This is a genomic window from Rhodococcus sp. As11 (assembly GCF_048957735.1).
In the GTDB taxonomy this organism is placed as follows: Bacteria; Actinomycetota; Actinomycetes; order Mycobacteriales; family Mycobacteriaceae; genus Rhodococcus; species Rhodococcus gordoniae.
Genome location: NZ_JARDJE010000021.1, coordinates 1 through 16070, shown reverse-complemented (window position 1 = coordinate 16070; position 16070 = coordinate 1). Strand labels below are relative to the sequence as shown.

Sequence of the window (16070 nt, the reverse complement as noted above, 5' to 3'; positions counted from 1 at the left end):
CGACCGTGCACCTACTGAGCGCAACCGAGCGGATGGATGTGCCGGTGGCCGGCGGTGTCGAAGTGCACCAGGTCGGTGACCGGATCGAGCACCACGTCGGTCAGGACGGTGTGCAGGCCGATGTGGACTCCGGTCAGCAGTCCGAGCGCCACCGAGTCGTGATCGGCGATGCGCCGAACGGTGAATCGTCGACAGGGCAGGACGGCGGTCAGAAGATCGGGCCACGACTCGGCGCGGTCTTCGGTCGGGAACGGGATGGGACTGCCGAACGGGTTCGACCGCGGATATCCCAGGACCCGGACGAGTCGGACCTCGAACAGTATGCCGACAACATGCTCGAGCCGGTCGGCCTCTCTCGGGAGTTCGATCCACAGCAGGGACAACTCCGGTGCCCTGAAGGTCTTCACCGGGCAGTTCCGCCGCACCACGTTTCTCGCGTGTTGTCGGCCGTGGCCGGTCAACTCCGCTCGGTGCGCCGTGGGGCGGACGATCAGATCGGCGGCCCCCTGGCGTCGGTGCATGGTTGACACTGCTGACAGCCTCCAGCCCAGACGGGCTGCCCGCGCCGTGGTCGAGGTTTCTTCGCAGCGGCCGCTCCGACGGTAGAGGCTCGCAAGGTAGTCCTCCACCGCCTCGAGGTGGTGAACCCGCCACGGGCGCCACAGCGGAGGTGAACCGGTCGTTTTCGGCATGAACGCTTCCTTGCTGGACGAGCCCAGGACCAGCGTTCCCGTCTACATCTACTATCTACGTACGGAGATAGTAGATGCGCGAAAGCGGCGCATCGCGATCGAGGAGGAGGTGAAACATGCAGGGAATGATTGCGAATTTGCAGGCGCTGTGGGACTGCCACGTGATGATGCTCAGCGGCGCATGCCAGATGTGTGCGTCGATGATGGGGTAGCCGTAGCATTTGCCGAAAATCGGGCGGATATGGCGTAGTGCCCGGTCGGTGATCCGCTCGGCCTGTTGGGTCGAAACGATCGTCTGTCTCGCCACCGGCTCCTGGCGGGCGCGGCGTATCCGCCCAGCTCGCCGACGATCCGATTCGGGCCAGAACTCGTGTGGGACGTAAGGGCCCGCAACCCAAGGTTGTCAGGAAGTGCAAAGTAGCGGGATCCTGACGACAGGCTGGTGAATTCTCAGGCTCGTGGTGCAGCACTGCTGACGATGCGGTGGATGGTGGAGCGGCCGACGCTGTATTCCTCGGCCAGGTCCGCCAGGCTCGCGTCGTCGGCGGGGTCGTGGTAGCGGCGGTGGATTGTTTTCCGTGCCGTGAGAGGAAGTTTCGGCTGCTTGCCCTTGAGCCTGCCTTTCGCGCGGGCCTTGGCCATGCCCTCGCGGGTGCGTAGGTGGTTGAGGTTGGCCTCGAATTCGGCGACCATGGCCAAGGTTTGCAGGAAGAGCTTGCCGAACGGGTCGTTCCAGTCGTAGATCGAGCTCCCGAGTCCGAACAGCACCTCGCGCTCGCGCAGTTCGGTCAGGGTCTGGCCTGCTTCGGCCATGTTGCGTGCGAATCGGTCGAACTTCGGCGTGGTCAGCACTACCTGTCGCCCGTCGATGGCCGCCGCGGCGGAGGTGACGGCGGCGAGTGCGTTGTCGAGCCCGGCCCGGTTCTTGCGGGTGGTCCCGGAGAACCCTTTGTCGATGAAGATCCGCTCACGCGGCACTCCGAGCGCCAATAGCTGCTCGGTTTGGATCTCGACGTCTTGTTCGTCGGTGGAGCAGCGGCAGTATCCGACGCGGAACGGCTCACCCATGCCGAAAGTGTTCCAGATAGCGGGGGCTGACCGGCACAGTCAGCGGAACACCTCTACGGAACACCGGTGAGCTGGGCCGACGTTGGCTCTGCGTGGTGTTCCGGTGGCCGATCCGGTTACGGAACAGGTCAGGGGGTGTTATCGGTGTGTGGGGGTGTGTTGTGGGTGAGGGCGTGCTGGTGGGCGGTCCGCAGGATGGCCTCGGTGGGAGTGGTGCCGCGTAGCTGGTAGGCGTCGGGTCCGAGCCGGTCGAGGTCCGCCCCGAGCTCACGTGCGTCGATGGGGTGGCGGGCGCAGATGATCAGGAGCCGGGCGTGGGTGGCGTGGGCGAGTTCGGCGGCGTGGTCGACCACACGGTAGGAGCGGTCGGATCCGTCGGTGTCGACGATGATCGTGCGATAGGCCGTCATGACGGGCGTCTTTCACGAGAAGGGAGCGTGTTTTGCGGGGGAAATGGTCGAGATGTATCGGCGGCGTGGTGCGCGGCCGGGGGCCAGTACTGCCAGCACGATCGCCCCGACGGTGGTGAGGGCGGCCAGGGCGAGCGCGGCCTGGCCGCTGCCGTGCACGAACGCGGCCTTGGCGAACTCGGCCAGCGGTGCGGCCACCGGTCCGGCCTGGTCGGCGACCTGCAGCGCCGCGGCCAGGGAATCGGCGACCGGGCCGCGGGCGGGCTCGGGCAACTGGGGCAGGGCGGGCTGGATGCGGTGGGTGTAGCCGGCGGCCAGCACGCTGCCGGCCACGGCGATCCCGATCGCGGCGCCGATCTCGCGGGCGGCGTCGTTGACCGCGGCGGCGACCCCGTGTTTGGCCTCGGGGGTGTCGGCGACGATGGCATAGGTCGCCGGCGCGGTGCACAATCCCAGGCCCGCGCTCATGATCAGCAGCGGCCACAGCAGGTCGAGGTAGTGCGCGGCGAGTGTCAGCCGGCTCACCAGCACCAGCCCGGCGGCGATGGTGAGCAGGCCGGCCACGGTCATCACCCGTAACCCGACCAGGCTCGACAGCCACGGCGCGATCACCGAGATCACGACCAGCGGCACCACCATCGGCGCCAACGCCAGCGCCGAGGCCAGCGGCCCGTAACCGAAGACCAGCTGCAGGTACTGCACAAGCAGCAGGAATACCCCGAAGGTGACCAGGAACTGGATGGTCACCGACAGCGACCCGGCACCGAAACCACGGCGGGCGAACAACCGCACATCCAGCAGCGGCGCCGCCGAGCGCAGCTCGACGACCACGAAGGCCGCCGTCGCGGCCACGCCGACCCCGGCGGCGGCGGCGACGAGCGGGTCGGCCCAGCCGCGCGCGGGGAACTCGATCACGGCGAACACGATCGCCGCGACAGCGACCGCCACCGCCACCGCGCCCACCCAGTCCACCTGCGGATGCTCGCGCTGGCGGGACTCGGCGATGGTGCACGCCAACCCCGCCAGCACCGCCCCGGCCACGGTCAACCCTACGAACACCGATAGCCACGACCATCGTTCGAGCAGCACCCCGGCACCGAGAATCCCCAGTATCGCCCCGGATCCGGCGACCCCGGCCCATATCCCCACCGCCCGGCCGCGATGAGCGGGGGCGAACCCTGCAGTGAGGATCGACAGCGTCGAGGGCATCACCAGCGCGGCGCCTGCCCCGGCCAGCGCGCGCGTCGCGATCAACCAGGCCGGGTCGGACAGCAGCAGCGGCAGCGCCGAGGCGGCGGCGAACACCACCAACCCCACCACCAGCACCACGCGGCGCCCGTAACGGTCACCGACGGCGCCGGCGGGCAGCACCAGACACGCCAGCACCAGCGTGTAGCCGTCGACGATCCAGGTCAGCTGGGCTTGGGTGGCCCCGGTCGCAAGCGCGATCTGCGGCAACGCCGAATACAACGCCGCCATCGCCGCGACCACCAGCGCCACCGCCAGGCACGACACCGCCAGCATCCACCACTGGGCCCTGGTCCAGCGGGCGATCTCGACAGTGTCCGTTCCGGGTGTGGCCACCGGCACCTCCCCGACTTTGAAGACCAACGGTATCTGTACGAGACCATTCGTATCATAGTGGTTGGGGGGTGGGATAGAGTTCACCCATATCAAGAGTTCAACGACACGAATTCGGAGGAAGGCGCGTCCATGACCGACTCAGGCCCGGCGGCGACCGACCCGCTCGCCGCGGACGACGAGCAGGCCGATCCGCGACTGGCGCGCTCACGCAACCGGTTGCTCGACGCGGCCACCCATCTGCTGTCCACCGGCGGTGTCGAGGCGGTCACCGTCGAGGCGGTCACCCGCGTGTCGAAGGTCGCCCGCGCCACCCTCTACCGGCACTTCGGCAGCACCACCCAGCTGCTCGCGGCGACTTTCGAACGACTACTTCCCCAGGTCGACACACCGACCGGCACCGGGCCCGTGCGTGAGCGGCTCCTGGCGCTGCTCGCCAGCCAGGCCGACCTCATCGAACAGGCTCCGGTGCAGATGACCACCCTGGCCTGGCTGGCGATGGGTTCCATCGGCGAGGACCACCCCGACCCGGCCGCGGTCACCTCGCTGCGCGCGCGCGTCATCGAGCAGTACCGCCACCCGTTCGACCAGATCCTCACCAGTCCCGAGGCCCGCGCGATGCTCGGCGAGCTCGACACCACCTTCGCCATCATCGAACTCCTCGGCCCGATCGTGTTCGCCCGTCTCACCGGATTACGCAGCATCGACCACGACGACTGCACCCGGCTCGTCGACAACTTCCTCACCGCCCACCGAACACCCACGCCAGCAGACACCGCTATCGACATCGCCACGCCGTAACCACGGGCCCCGGTTCCGCGCGGTCAGAACAAGGTGTCGCGCACCCGCAGCGGCCGGTACCCGGTCGGGCCCAGCTGGGCCAGCTCGGCGTCGATGTCGACCTCGATCGCGCCGAAGAAGTTGATGTTGGCACTGTGGGCCGGGCTGATGTGGGCCAGGACCTCGTCATCGATACGCTGCCCGGTCCGGCGCATCTGCTCGACAGCGAACCCGTAATACTCTGTGGTCCAGGCGATCACAGCGTTGGTCGTCAAGGTCAGGCACCAGGCCTGCTCGGTCTGGTCCTCGAGGTGGCGCGCCCGGATCATCCCCTCATGGGCATAGAGCAGGTCGCGGCGCAGCGCGTGCAGCGACTCGCCCTTGTTGAGCTGCCGCGAGATCTTGCGCCGGTAGTCCGGATCGGAGAGGTATCTCGCGGCGTAAATGGTGCGCCGCAGCGCCCCGTACTCCTTGAGCGCCGCGGCCAGGGTGTTCTGCCGCCCCGACGCCGACAGCTTGCCGACCAACAGCGACGCGGTGGCGTGCCCGAACTTCAGCGATCCGGCCAACCGCAGCAGATCGTCCCAGTGCTCGGCGATCAAACCCAGGTTGGCCTTGCGGGTCATCAGCGGGCCCGCGTGCGGGAACCGGGCCTCGGCCTCGGCGCGCGGGCCCGGCCGGTACAGGGTGATCCGCCCCAGATCCCGGATCCGTGGCGAGAGCTGCATCCCGAGCAGGTCGAACAACCCGAAGTTGACCAGGGTGACCCCGTGGGTGTCGGTGGCGTGCTCGGTGATCGGCAGATCGGTGGCGTTGCCCAGGATCTCATCGAGCACGTAGTGGGCTTCGCGTTTGGTCGCCACGATGACCTTGGTGCCGTAGGTGGCGTGGGTGTCGCTGACATGGGTGTAGGTCGACAGGCCCTCGCTGGCGAAATAGCGGCTCAACGGCCGCGCCGTGGTCGACTTACCGCGCGTCGGGAAACGCTGCCCGTCGCTCGACGACAGTGTTCCGGCGCCGAACACCGCGGTCAGCGGCAGCCGCTGGTGGTAGCCGACCAGTACCAGGTTGGCCGCGCGCAGGGTCTCCTCGCGCACATACCACTCGTCGGTCCAGGCCAGGATGTCGTAGGTGATTCCGCACGCCTCGGCCATCCGGGTCAACCCCAGGTTCGTCGAGTGCGCCAGCAGTACCGCGATCAGGTTGCGTTTGAGCTCCGGCGTCCGGGTGGCCTGACCGCCGGCGTGGGTGAAGCAGTCCAGGTAGCCGGTGCGTTTGTCCAGCTCGATCAGCAGCGACACGATCGGCGCGAACGGCAGCATTTCGGTCAGCTCGGCCTTGAGCGTGATCGCCTCGGCGGGAACATCTTCCGCGCTCAGCGGCGAGATCACCAGATCCCCGCCCTCGTCCAGCCGGACCGGGCCGTCCCCGCCGGCCAGCACCTCCTCCAGCTCACCGAGAGCGTCGTGCAGTTCGGCGACCACGGTGGCCAGCGCGACGCCAGGATCGGCGGATCGCCCGACCAGGCCGCAGAACTCAACGCGTTGCGGTTCCCACTGCCCGGTGGTGAGCAGGTAGGCGGCCGGGTCGGCGTAACGGCGCGAGCCCGGCACGAACACATCCCCGCTGCGCAACCCGTCACGCAATCCGAGCAGCACACACAACTCCCAGTAGTGCCGATACGCGGTCGCGCTGCCGGATTTGCGGGCCTCGTCGAGGTAGCCGCGCCACTTCATCGGCACGAACCCGGTCGGGGCGTCATCGAAGACCTTGCGCCGCCCGGTCGCGTTCAACTCGCGCAGCATGTTCACCGCGATCAGCAACTCGGTCGCGGCGGTACCGCCGCAGAAGCGCACCGCTTCGAGCACCGCGGGGGTGAACTGACGCAGGTAGTTGTAGGAGGAATCCAACGCCGCCAGATGCCCGTGATCACGCGGCAACCTGGGCTTGGCCTGGGCGATCGCCGCGCGCAGGCGCTCCCACCCGATCTTCTCGCCGCGGATCAGCGCACCGATCTCCTCATCCGGAACGCCGGGGTCGGTGACGATTTCCAACAGATCGTCCAGCAGCGCCTGACGGTCCTCTCCAGTCTTTCCTCGTTCGGCCAGCCGCTGCTGCATCTTCCGTTCGGCAGCACCGAATTTCACCGAGATCGCCTGATCGAACAACGCCACGACCTCATCGAGGACATCGGTGCCGGACTGGGCCAGCACCGTGAGCAGGATCGGATACCGGCGTTGCGGATCCCGACGTTGCAGCGCTTGCGGACTCAGGCGCCGGCCCATCGTGGCCAAAAACCGGCGCCGCTCGGCGGGCAGCACCGACATATCCAGCCGATCAGCGCCCAACCCGCGCAGGAAACCCAGCTTGTCGACCTCGGCGCGGACCGCGGCCGCCGAGGCCTCCACCGGCCCGGTCGACAGCCACCGCAACCGCGAGATCCCCAGCGAAGCGTCGGTGACAAGCAAGCCGTCCAACTCCGCGCACCGCGCCGCAGTGAACTCGTGAGCGAGCCGGTCATAGGTTTCGGTCTGGGCCTGGTGGCGGGCGTGGGCGACCCGCTCGACCACGGTGACCGGGCCTGGCCGGATCACCTTCGCCGAGATCAGATACTCACACGCCAGCCGGAACAGCAGAGTCGGGGAATCGTGCTCCATCGCCCGCGCGAGCAGGAACTCATCGAGCTCCTTGAACTCGAGCGCACCGACCGCACGCCATCCCAGGTACCGCGCGGCCAGGCGCACATGCTCGGTGCGGGTCTTGGCTCGCCTGCCGTAGGCACCGATCACCACCGGATCCAACCGCAACTGCTCGGCGACACGAGCCACCGCCACCGGCGGAGCCGTGACCAGCCGATCCGGCACGAATCCCAGCCACGGCAGCGTACACAACGCGATCGCCAAGCCCAGCCGCTCGGCTGGGCCCCGGCCCCGGCCCGGATCCACGAACGCCAGATCCGCAGGCGTCAGCGTGAAGTACCGGAACAGCTCCTCGCGGCTGATCTCCGGGAATCCCCGCAGTCGTTCCAACTCCTCGTCCGCGAACATCCGCGTCGCCACGACCTCAGCCTCCACCAGCACCGACCAACATCATCATCGGCAGTCAAGCACCAACCAGTCGACAGTGCATGCCGAACTCGAAACCCCGTGCCCACCAGTCGGATACGCCAAATCCGCCCGATTTCCGGCGGATGCTACGGCTACCCCATGATGTGCTGCTGATCCCGACCGGTCGTCCGATCGAAATACTATCTCGCGTAGTATTTCGGTCGGACGACAACGGAGAGGGGCCACATGTCTACCAGAGCCGCATGGTCGATCACGTGTCTGTTCGTGATCGTCGCGTTCGTGGTGGCGCTGTGGCCCCAACGGGAGGACGACACCGTGACCCCAGCCGATTCCGGGCTACAGCCGACCGCGGTATCCGCCCGCCCCGCCCCGGCACGCAACGCTCTGCCCGACCCGGGCGCGACCCCGCCCTGCCCGACCGGCACGGGCATCGGGGCTGCAGGTCCCCTGGCGGAGGTGACGGTGCGGTGCCTGGGTTCGGACCGCCCCGTCGATCTCGGCGGCGCCCTGGCCGGGGAACCGGCCCTGCTCAACGTGTGGGCCTCGTGGTGCGGACCGTGCCGGGAAGAAATGCCCGTGCTCGATGCCTACGCCCGCGAGCCCGGCGCGGTGCGGGTGATCGGGATCAACGTGCAGGACACCGCGGGCTCCGCCGCGACGCTGATGACCGACCTGCGCATCGGCTACCCCTCGTTCGTCGACACCGACGACCGGGCACAGCAGGCACTGGCCGGCCCACCCGTGTTGCCGCTGACCTTCCTTCTGCAGCGCGACGGTTCGGTGGACCGGATCGCCGAGCCCGCGGTGTTCACAGGCCCGGACCAGGTCCGTGCCGCGGTGAACGGGCTGCTGCGATGACCGGCGTAAAGCCGACAGGCGGCCGGCCGTCTCGACTGCTGGGCCGAGTGGTCCTGGCCGTGGTGGTGCTGGTGGGGGTGAGCGGCTGCGGCACCGGCTCCGACGCCGTCGCCCAGGGTGGCACCTTCGATTTCGTCGCCCCCGGTGGACAGACCGACATTTTCTACGATCCGCCGGCCGACCGCGGCACCCTCGGCGCGCTCTCCGGCCCGGACCTGATGACCGACGGCGTCACCGTCGACCTGGCCGATTACGCCGACCAGGTGGTCGTGCTCAACCTGTGGGGACAGTGGTGCGCCCCGTGCCGCAGCGAAGCCGACGATCTCGAGCGCGCCTACGCAGCCACCCAGGATCTGGGAGTGCAGTTTCTCGGTATCAACGTCCGCGATCCCCAGCGCGACAAGGCCCAGGACTTCGTGATCGACAACAATGTGTCCTACCCATCGATCTACGACCCGCCGATGGCGACCTTGACCGCCCTCGGTGGCGCCTTTCCCACCAGCGTCATCCCGTCCACGCTCGTCCTCGACCGGCAGCATCGCGTCGCGGCGGTGTTCCTGCGGGCCCTGCTGACCGAGGACCTGCAACCGGTCATCGAACGCGTGGCGGCCGAACAGTGACCGTGACTGTGCTCGCGCAGGGAATCGGGGCGAGTTTCCAGACCGCGGCCGCGTCCGGGCCGCTGCTGTTGGCGGTGGGCGCCTGTCTGTTGGCCGGGTTGATCTCGTTCGCCTCTCCGTGCGTGGTGCCCCTGGTGCCCGGCTACCTGTCGTATCTGGCCGGCGTCTCCGGCGCCGAAGCACCGGCCCTGACCCCTGCCGGTGTAGGCACCGCCGGGGTACACACCACGGGCCGGTGGCGGGTCACCGGCGCCGCCGGCCTGTTCGTCGCCGGTTTCACCGTGGTGTTCGTGCTGGCCACCGCCTCGGTATTCGGGGTGATCGGGGCACTGCGGATCAACCAGGAACTGCTCCAACGCCTCGGCGGGGTGATCACCATCGTGATGGGCCTGGCCTTCATCGGCCTGATTCCGGCATTGCAGAAGGACACCCGTTTTGCGCCCCGGCGCATCTCCTCACTCGCCGGCGCCCCGCTGCTCGGTGGGGTCTTCGCGCTGGGGTGGACACCGTGCCTGGGCCCGACGTTGGCCGGGGTGCTGTCTGTGGCGGCCGGCACCGAAGGCACCACCGCCGCCCGCGGAGTGCTGTTGATCGTCGCGTACTGCCTGGGACTGGGACTGCCGTTCATCGCCTTGGCGTTCGGTTCGTCCTCGGCCCTGCGCGGTGTCGGATGGCTGCGCCGCCACTCTCGCACCATTCAAATCGTCGGCGGCGTGATGCTCCTCGCGGTCGGCATCGCTCTGCTGACCGGGGCATGGGAGTTGTTCATCGCGTGGATCCGGGATGAGTTCGTCACCAGCGTGGTGCTACCGATATGACCCTCACCGACCGGAATCCGGCACCACCGCTACCGAGTCCTCCTCCGTGGCGCCGCGCCCTCGCCCAGGCCCGGAACCTGTGGCGTCAGCTCACCTCGATGCGCACCGCCCTGGTGCTGCTGTTCCTGCTCGCGGTCGCCGCGATCCCCGGGGCGCTGCTCCCGCAACGCAACCTCAACGTCGGCAAGGTCGACGAGTACATCGCCGCCCGCCCGGTTCTCGGCCCGCTCCTGGACCGACTCGAAATGTTCGACGTGTTCGCCAGCTTCTGGTTCACCGCCATCTACGCGCTGCTGATGATCTCGCTCATCGGATGTCTGCTCCCGCGCCTGCGCGAGCATCTGCGGGCGCTGCGCAGTGAGCCGGTCGCGGTACCGCGCAATCTGTCCCGGCTGCCGCACCACCACCAGGGAAAACTCGACACTCCCATCGACGACACTCTCGAGCAGGTACAGACCGTGCTGCGCCGGTGGCGAACGGTCACCCGCACCGGCGACGACGGGCACCGGTCGATCTCCGCCGAAAAGGGCTACCTGCGCGAGGCCGGCAACCTGGTCTTCCACTTCTCCCTGGTGGGGTTGTTGGTGGCGGTGGCCACCGGCCGGTTGTTCGGGTACGAGGGCGCGGTGATCGTCATCGCCGACGGCGGTCCCGGGTTCTGCAACACCTCCCCGGCGGTGTACGACTCGTTCCGAGCCGGTACCGCCACCGACGGCACCGGACTCGAGCCCTTCTGCGTCAGGGTCGAGGACTTTTCCGCCGACTACCTCGACAACGGCCAAGCGAAGATGTTCACCTCGAACATCTCCTACCAAAACGGAGAGGACTTGGGCACCGACCGCTGGCAGCAGCACCGACTGCGGGTCAACGAACCGCTGCGCCTGGGCAACGAACGGGTCTACCTCACCGGCCACGGCTACGCGCCCCGGTTCACCGTGACCTTCCCCGACGGACAATCGCGCACCGAAACATTGCAGTTCGCCCCCGAGGACGCCACCACGTTCCTCAGCAGCGGCGCCCTGCGTTTCGATCCGCCCGGCGGCACCTACCCGGATCCGGACGAGCGCCGCCGCAACCAGATCGCGCTCGAAGGGCTGTTCGCGCCCACCGCAGCGTTCGACGGCACCTTGCTGACCTCGGTGTTCCCCGACATGTTGGATCCGGCCGTGGCCATCGACATCTACAAGGGCGATACCGGCCTGGATACCGGCATTCCGCAGTCGATCTTCAAGCTGAACTCCGAAATGATCAATCAGGGCCGGTTGGTCAAACAGGACCGCGTCAACCTGAAGCCCGGCGAGTCCACGACCCTGGCCGACGGTACCGCGGTACGGTTCGACGGCGCCGAGGAATTCGCCTACCTGCAGGTCTCTCATGATCCCGCGCAGAACTGGGTGCTGGTCTTCGCAATCACCATGATGGGCGGACTTCTGGCCTCGCTGGTGATCAAGCGCCGCCGGATCTGGGTGCGGTTGCGCCCTGACGGCGCCGGCACCGCCCTCGAACTGGGGGGATTGGCCCGTACCGACCAGGCCGGGTGGGGTTCGGAGTTCACCGACATCTGTCAGCGCCTGCTACCCGATGTGCCCTCTGCTCCGAAGGAAGACCGATAGCGTATGCCGATTGACGACACCCTCGCCCGCTACTCCGACCTGAGCTTCGAAACAGCCTTCGCCATCTACTTACTGGCGCTGGTGCTGTTCATCGCCGAATTCGCGGCCGTGCGGGTGCGCCGTACCGCACCCATCCTCGCGGCCGCCACCACCTCTGCCACTTCTACCACCTCTGCGGTCCCCGCCGACAGGCCGGGCCGGGTCGCCGAGCCACCCCGGCGGGACCTTTCGGACCGGCTCGGCCGCATGGGCGTCAGCGTCCTCGTGATCGCCCTGATCTTGCACGTTGGTTCGATGGTGCTGCGCGGGCTGGCCACCGCGCGTTTCCCCTGGGGCAACATGTACGAGTTCGTCACCGTCACCTGCGCGGTGGGCGTACTTGCCGGGCTGATCGTGCTGCGCCGCCCGGCGCTGCGCGTGCTGTGGGCATTCGCGCTGATCCCGGTGCTGATCCTGCTGTTCGTCGCTGGCACCGTGCTCTACGCCGATGCCGCCCCGGTGGTGCCGGCGCTACAGTCTTTCTGGCTGCCGATCCACGTCTCGGTCGTGTCCGTCTCGAGCGGAGTTTTCCTCGTCTCCGGGGTGGCCAGCACGCTGTTTCTGCTGGCGTTGAACGCCGAAAAACGCCCGGATACCCGGCTGGCCCGACTCATGCAACGGCTCCCCGACGCCCGCGCCCTCGACCGTCTCGCCTACCGCACGACGATCTTCGCGTTCCCCTTGTTCGGTGCCGGGGTCGTCCTCGGCGCGATCTGGGCCGAAGCCGCCTGGGGCCGGTTCTGGGGCTGGGACCCGAAAGAAACCGTCTCGTTCATCGCATGGGTGATCTACGCCGCCTACCTGCACGCCCGGGCCACCGCCGGCTGGCGGGAAACCCGCGCGGCCTGGATCAACATTGCCGGGTTCGTATCTATGCTGTTCAACCTGTTCATCATCAACATGGTGGTCTCGGGGCTGCACTCCTATGCCGGACTGAACTGACACACCCTGGGCATGTGTACCTGTGTGTACAGGGGTCTGCGCGTCCGCCTAATAGGAGGGAACTCGTCGATGAGTGAGGGGGCCACCACCGTGGCGCTCCCTACCTCGGTGCGCCGCCGCGGACCGGAGTTGTCGGTGCCGGTGCGTAGTGCGGCATCGATTCTGGCCGGGCTGATGCTCTATGCCAGTTTCCCACCCCGCACGGGATGGTGGTTGGCCCCGCTCGCCATTGCCGTGCTCACCGCCGTACTGCACGGCCGACGCAGGCGCGCCGGCTTCGGCTACGGCTACCTGGCCGGGTTGGGGTTCTTTCTGCCCTTGCTGCCCTGGGTCGGTGTCTACGTCGGACCAGTGCCCTGGTTGGCGCTTGCAGCGATCGAGGCGCTCGCGGTCGGGATATTCGGCGCCCTGGCCGCGGCGCTCAGCCGCCGCCCGGCGGCCCCGGTATCGATTGCCGCCGCCTGGGTGGTCACCGAAGCAATACGCGCACGGATTCCGTTCGGAGGATTTCCGTGGGGACGGCTGGCCTTCGGGCAAGCCGAGGGGCCACTTCTGCAGCTGGCTTCCCTTGCTGGGCCTGCCGGTGTGGGCTTCGCCGTCGCGGTGATCGGCACCGCGGTGGTCACAACCGTGATCGCTGCGCGCGAGCGGCGGCCTGCGGTCGCGATGGGTTCGATGCTGCTGGCAGCGGTCGCATTTGCGGCGGCACCGCTCGTCGGGATGCGCGACTCCGCCCGCTTCCCGGCATCGACGGTCACGGTCGCGGCCGTGCAAGGCAACGTGCCGCGAATGGGGCTCGATTTCAACGCCCAGCGTCGGGCCGTGCTCGACAATCACGTCGCGGCGACCGAACGACTTGCCGTCGACGTGGCGTCGGGTCGCGCGCCCCGGCCGCAGCTGGTGGTGTGGCCGGAGAACTCCTCGGACATCGATCCGCTGCGTCAGGCCGATGCCCACGCCGAGCTCGATGAGGCCGCTGCCGCCATCGGCGTGCCCATCCTCGTCGGTGCCGTGCTCGACAACGGGGACGGCACCAGCGGTAACAGTGCGCTGGTGTGGGATCCGGTGACAGGTCCCGGGGCCCGGCACCTCAAGCGGCGCCTGGTGCCATTCGGGGAATATCTGCCGCTGCGCCCGGTGATCGAGCGCCTGTGGCCGGCGGCCGCGCAGGCAGGCCGGTTCATCCCCGGAGACGGTACCGGCCGGGTCGAGCTCAACGGCGTACCGGTGGGGGTGGCGACCTGTTACGAGGTTGCCTTCGACGATGCGGTTGCCGAGTCGGTGCGGGCAGGCGCCCAGTTGCTGGTAGTGCCCACCAACAACGCGACCTTCGGCCGCACCGAGATGACCTACCAGCAGCTGGCCATGTCTCGGCTACGGGCGGTAGAGCACGGGCGGTCCGTGGTGGTCGCGGCTACCAGCGGCGTCAGCGCTCTGATCACTCCCGACGGCGCGGTCACCAACCGCAGTGCGATGTTCACCGCCGACGTCCTCGTCGGTGAGCTGCCCCTGGGTACCCGACTGACCTGGGCGACCCGGCTCGGTTCGGGCCCTGAGGTGCTCGCCGCCGCGGCCGTGATGTGGATCCTGCTCATCGGTCGCCAGAAGGCCCACACCCACCCAATTACTAAGACAGGTAGTTTTTAGCGCCTTCTTAGTATATCGTTTCGTTATCTTACCCGTCGCGGCAACGGCGGATCTACATCGAAAGAGCATGTCAGGAGCGTTATTGTGGGACGGCACCATGCATCAACCCGGAACCAAATCCGTTACCTTACCGATATAGAACCGGGTTCCGCGCCAGGATCCGAAGGACGCCGGGGGCGGCACCGGGCGCCGACGAACCGCGCCACGACCGGGGCATGTGCATCGTCGGTCGCGACCGGCGCACTGCTGATCGTGGGATCTCAGATTCTCGCTCCGGGCACCGCGGCTGCCCAGCCGACCTCGGGTGGTGTGCATGCCGCCGCGCCTGCACCGGTCCCGTTGCCAGCCGAACTCGCAGCACTGGCCGCTCTGCCGGAGGTCGAGGCGGCGCTCGACCAACTTGCCGCGGTTCCGGGTTTTCCCGCGGTAGTGTCCCCTGCCGCCACTGTTCCGGCCCTGCCGTCGAGCTCAGCGGTGCCGACAAACGCAGCCTCCTGGGCGACACCGACACTGCAGCCCCTCGCCGTCGCTCCGGTCTCGGGCACCTTGACCTCCGCGTTCGGACCGCGATGGGGTTCGTCCCACGCCGGTCTGGACATCGCCAACAGCATCGGCACCCCGGTCTATGCTGCCGCCTCGGGCACCGTGATCGACTCCGGCCCGGCCTCCGGGTTCGGTCTGTGGGTCCAGGTCCGGCACGATGACGGGTCCACCAGCACCTATGGCCACATCAACGAAACGCTGGTTGAGGTAGATCAGCGTGTGCAAGCCGGTGAGCAGATCGCCACCGTCGGCAATCGTGGTCAGTCCACCGGTCCGCACCTGCACTTCGAAACCACCGATCCGGCCGGTACGAAGGTAGATCCGACCCAGTGGCTGCAGCAACGGGGTGTACCCCCGACAGACCTGTCGCGGATGGCATAGCCGCCGCGTCGGCTCGGCGATGGCAGCCTCCGACGGCCCCCACGTGGAAAACTATGATTTATAGTATTTACGGTAGGGCGACGGCCTATCGGTGCCGAGGAAGGCAAACGCGGTGAACAGCTCAGACAAACCGAAGTCGCAGACGCCCCGAAAGCGACCGGGACCGCTCCTCCTAGCCGACTCGCACCGGGTGCCGTGGCCGATGATCGGCGCTGCCGTGGTGATCATCGCCCTGATCGGGGCCATCGCGTACAACCTCGTCCCGAAGATCTCCGAACGCACCGAGGCCCAGAAGTACGTGCCCAGTGCGGACAACCCCGATCCGTCTGCGGTGATCGACGGGGTGGAGAAGATCGACTACCCGGCCGGAACGCATGTGCAGGCACCGCAACGGGTGGCCTACGACCAGACTCCCCCGATGGGGGGCCCACACGATCAGTACTGGGCCACCTGTACCGGCACGGTTTATTCCGAACCGATCCGCAGCGAGAACGCGGTGCATTCGCTCGAACACGGCGCGGTGTGGATTACGTACGACCCGCAGAAGGTCACCGGGGACGAGGTGTCAACATTGGAGGCGAAGGTCGACGGCCAGCCCTACACCCTGATGTCGCCCTATCCGGGCTTGCCATCCCCGATCTCGGTGCAGTCCTGGGGCCACCGCCTCGCGCTCGATGACTCCGAAGACGATCGACTCGCCCAGTTCATCACTGCCTTGCGCCGAAACCCCAACACCCACCCCGAGGCAGGTGCCACCTGCTCCACCACTCCAGGCAGTTTCGATCCGAGCGCTCCGCCGCCGTTCGATGCGTCCGCGCCGGGGCCGGACGCCGTCCCCATGACCGTGGGCCAGCAGTCTGCCCCCGCCGCCCCGGCGACAGGCTCGAACCTCGGACCCGGCAATGGCTGAGTCCGACGACACTCCCGTCCTCACTGCCCCCGCCGCCCCGGCGACAGGCTCGAACCTCGGACCCGGCAATGGCTGAGTCCGACGACACTCCCGTCCTCAC

Annotated in this window: 15 protein-coding genes; 9 read left to right on the top strand and 6 right to left on the bottom strand. The window is 68.0% G+C overall.

Features of this window, described 5'->3' with window-relative positions:
- Positions 1-11: 11 nt before the first annotated feature.
- From PV766_RS20230 to PV766_RS20210, 5 genes are all read right to left on the bottom strand, one after another.
- Positions 12-521 (bottom strand): iron dependent repressor, metal binding and dimerization domain protein, encoded by a 510-nt coding sequence (locus tag PV766_RS20230; RefSeq protein WP_072740577.1) that lies wholly within the window; start codon positions 519-521, stop codon positions 12-14.
- 226 nt (positions 522-747) lie between these two features.
- On the bottom strand, positions 748-999 hold the full coding sequence (locus tag PV766_RS20225; protein WP_255024911.1) for a hypothetical protein: 252 nt from the start codon (positions 997-999) through the stop codon (positions 748-750).
- Between the two features lie 143 nt (positions 1000-1142).
- Positions 1143-1760, bottom strand: a complete 618-nt coding sequence (locus PV766_RS20220) for a recombinase family protein (RefSeq protein WP_006553200.1) — start codon at positions 1758-1760, stop codon at positions 1143-1145.
- A gap of 128 nt (positions 1761-1888) precedes the next feature.
- A complete protein-coding gene (locus tag PV766_RS20215; RefSeq protein ID WP_225623914.1) occupies positions 1889-2170 on the bottom strand; it encodes a universal stress protein in 282 nt (93 codons plus the stop codon).
- Positions 2171-2182: 12 nt separating this feature from the next.
- Positions 2183-3754 carry an MFS transporter gene (locus tag PV766_RS20210; protein WP_039583601.1) on the bottom strand — a complete coding sequence of 524 codons (1572 nt, stop codon included), beginning with the start codon at positions 3752-3754 and terminating at the stop codon, positions 2183-2185.
- A gap of 129 nt (positions 3755-3883) precedes the next feature.
- Between PV766_RS20210 and PV766_RS20205 the strand changes: the two genes are divergently transcribed.
- Positions 3884-4552 carry a TetR/AcrR family transcriptional regulator gene (locus PV766_RS20205; RefSeq protein WP_039583585.1) on the top strand — a complete coding sequence of 223 codons (669 nt, stop codon included), beginning with the start codon at positions 3884-3886 and terminating at the stop codon, positions 4550-4552.
- Between the two features lie 23 nt (positions 4553-4575).
- Here PV766_RS20205 and PV766_RS20200 read toward each other — a convergent pair whose 3' ends face one another.
- Positions 4576-7590 (bottom strand): Tn3 family transposase, encoded by a 3015-nt coding sequence (locus tag PV766_RS20200; protein ID WP_039583599.1) that lies wholly within the window; start codon positions 7588-7590, stop codon positions 4576-4578.
- A gap of 234 nt (positions 7591-7824) precedes the next feature.
- Between PV766_RS20200 and PV766_RS20195 the strand changes: the two genes are divergently transcribed.
- The 8 genes from PV766_RS20195 (at position 7825) to PV766_RS20160 (ending at position 15970) form a co-directional block, all read left to right on the top strand.
- Positions 7825-8457: a TlpA family protein disulfide reductase gene (locus PV766_RS20195; protein WP_006554183.1), complete on the top strand. Its 633-nt coding sequence runs from the start codon at positions 7825-7827 to the stop codon at positions 8455-8457.
- Positions 8454-9077, top strand: a complete 624-nt coding sequence (locus PV766_RS20190) for a TlpA disulfide reductase family protein (protein WP_051121670.1) — start codon at positions 8454-8456, stop codon at positions 9075-9077. The genes PV766_RS20195 and PV766_RS20190 overlap by 4 nt, the downstream gene beginning before the upstream one ends.
- Before the next feature lie 2 nt (positions 9078-9079).
- The gene (locus PV766_RS20185; RefSeq protein ID WP_033098587.1) at positions 9080-9895 is read left to right on the top strand and encodes a cytochrome c biogenesis CcdA family protein; all 816 of its coding nucleotides are present in this window, start codon (positions 9080-9082) and stop codon (positions 9893-9895) included.
- The gene (gene resB / locus PV766_RS20180; RefSeq protein WP_006554180.1) at positions 9892-11508 is read left to right on the top strand and encodes a cytochrome c biogenesis protein ResB; all 1617 of its coding nucleotides are present in this window, start codon (positions 9892-9894) and stop codon (positions 11506-11508) included. The genes PV766_RS20185 and resB overlap by 4 nt, the downstream gene beginning before the upstream one ends.
- Before the next feature lie 3 nt (positions 11509-11511).
- The gene (gene ccsB / locus PV766_RS20175) at positions 11512-12489 is read left to right on the top strand and encodes a c-type cytochrome biogenesis protein CcsB (RefSeq protein WP_006554179.1); all 978 of its coding nucleotides are present in this window, start codon (positions 11512-11514) and stop codon (positions 12487-12489) included.
- Positions 12490-12558: 69 nt separating this feature from the next.
- Positions 12559-14136 carry an apolipoprotein N-acyltransferase gene (gene lnt / locus PV766_RS20170; protein ID WP_006554178.1) on the top strand — a complete coding sequence of 526 codons (1578 nt, stop codon included), beginning with the start codon at positions 12559-12561 and terminating at the stop codon, positions 14134-14136.
- 252 nt (positions 14137-14388) lie between these two features.
- On the top strand, positions 14389-15060 hold the full coding sequence (locus PV766_RS20165) for a M23 family metallopeptidase (protein ID WP_006554177.1): 672 nt from the start codon (positions 14389-14391) through the stop codon (positions 15058-15060).
- A 202-nt stretch (positions 15061-15262) separates the two neighbouring features.
- Positions 15263-15970: a DUF3105 domain-containing protein gene (locus tag PV766_RS20160; protein WP_033098563.1), complete on the top strand. Its 708-nt coding sequence runs from the start codon at positions 15263-15265 to the stop codon at positions 15968-15970.
- Positions 15971-16070: the final 100 nt, after the last annotated feature.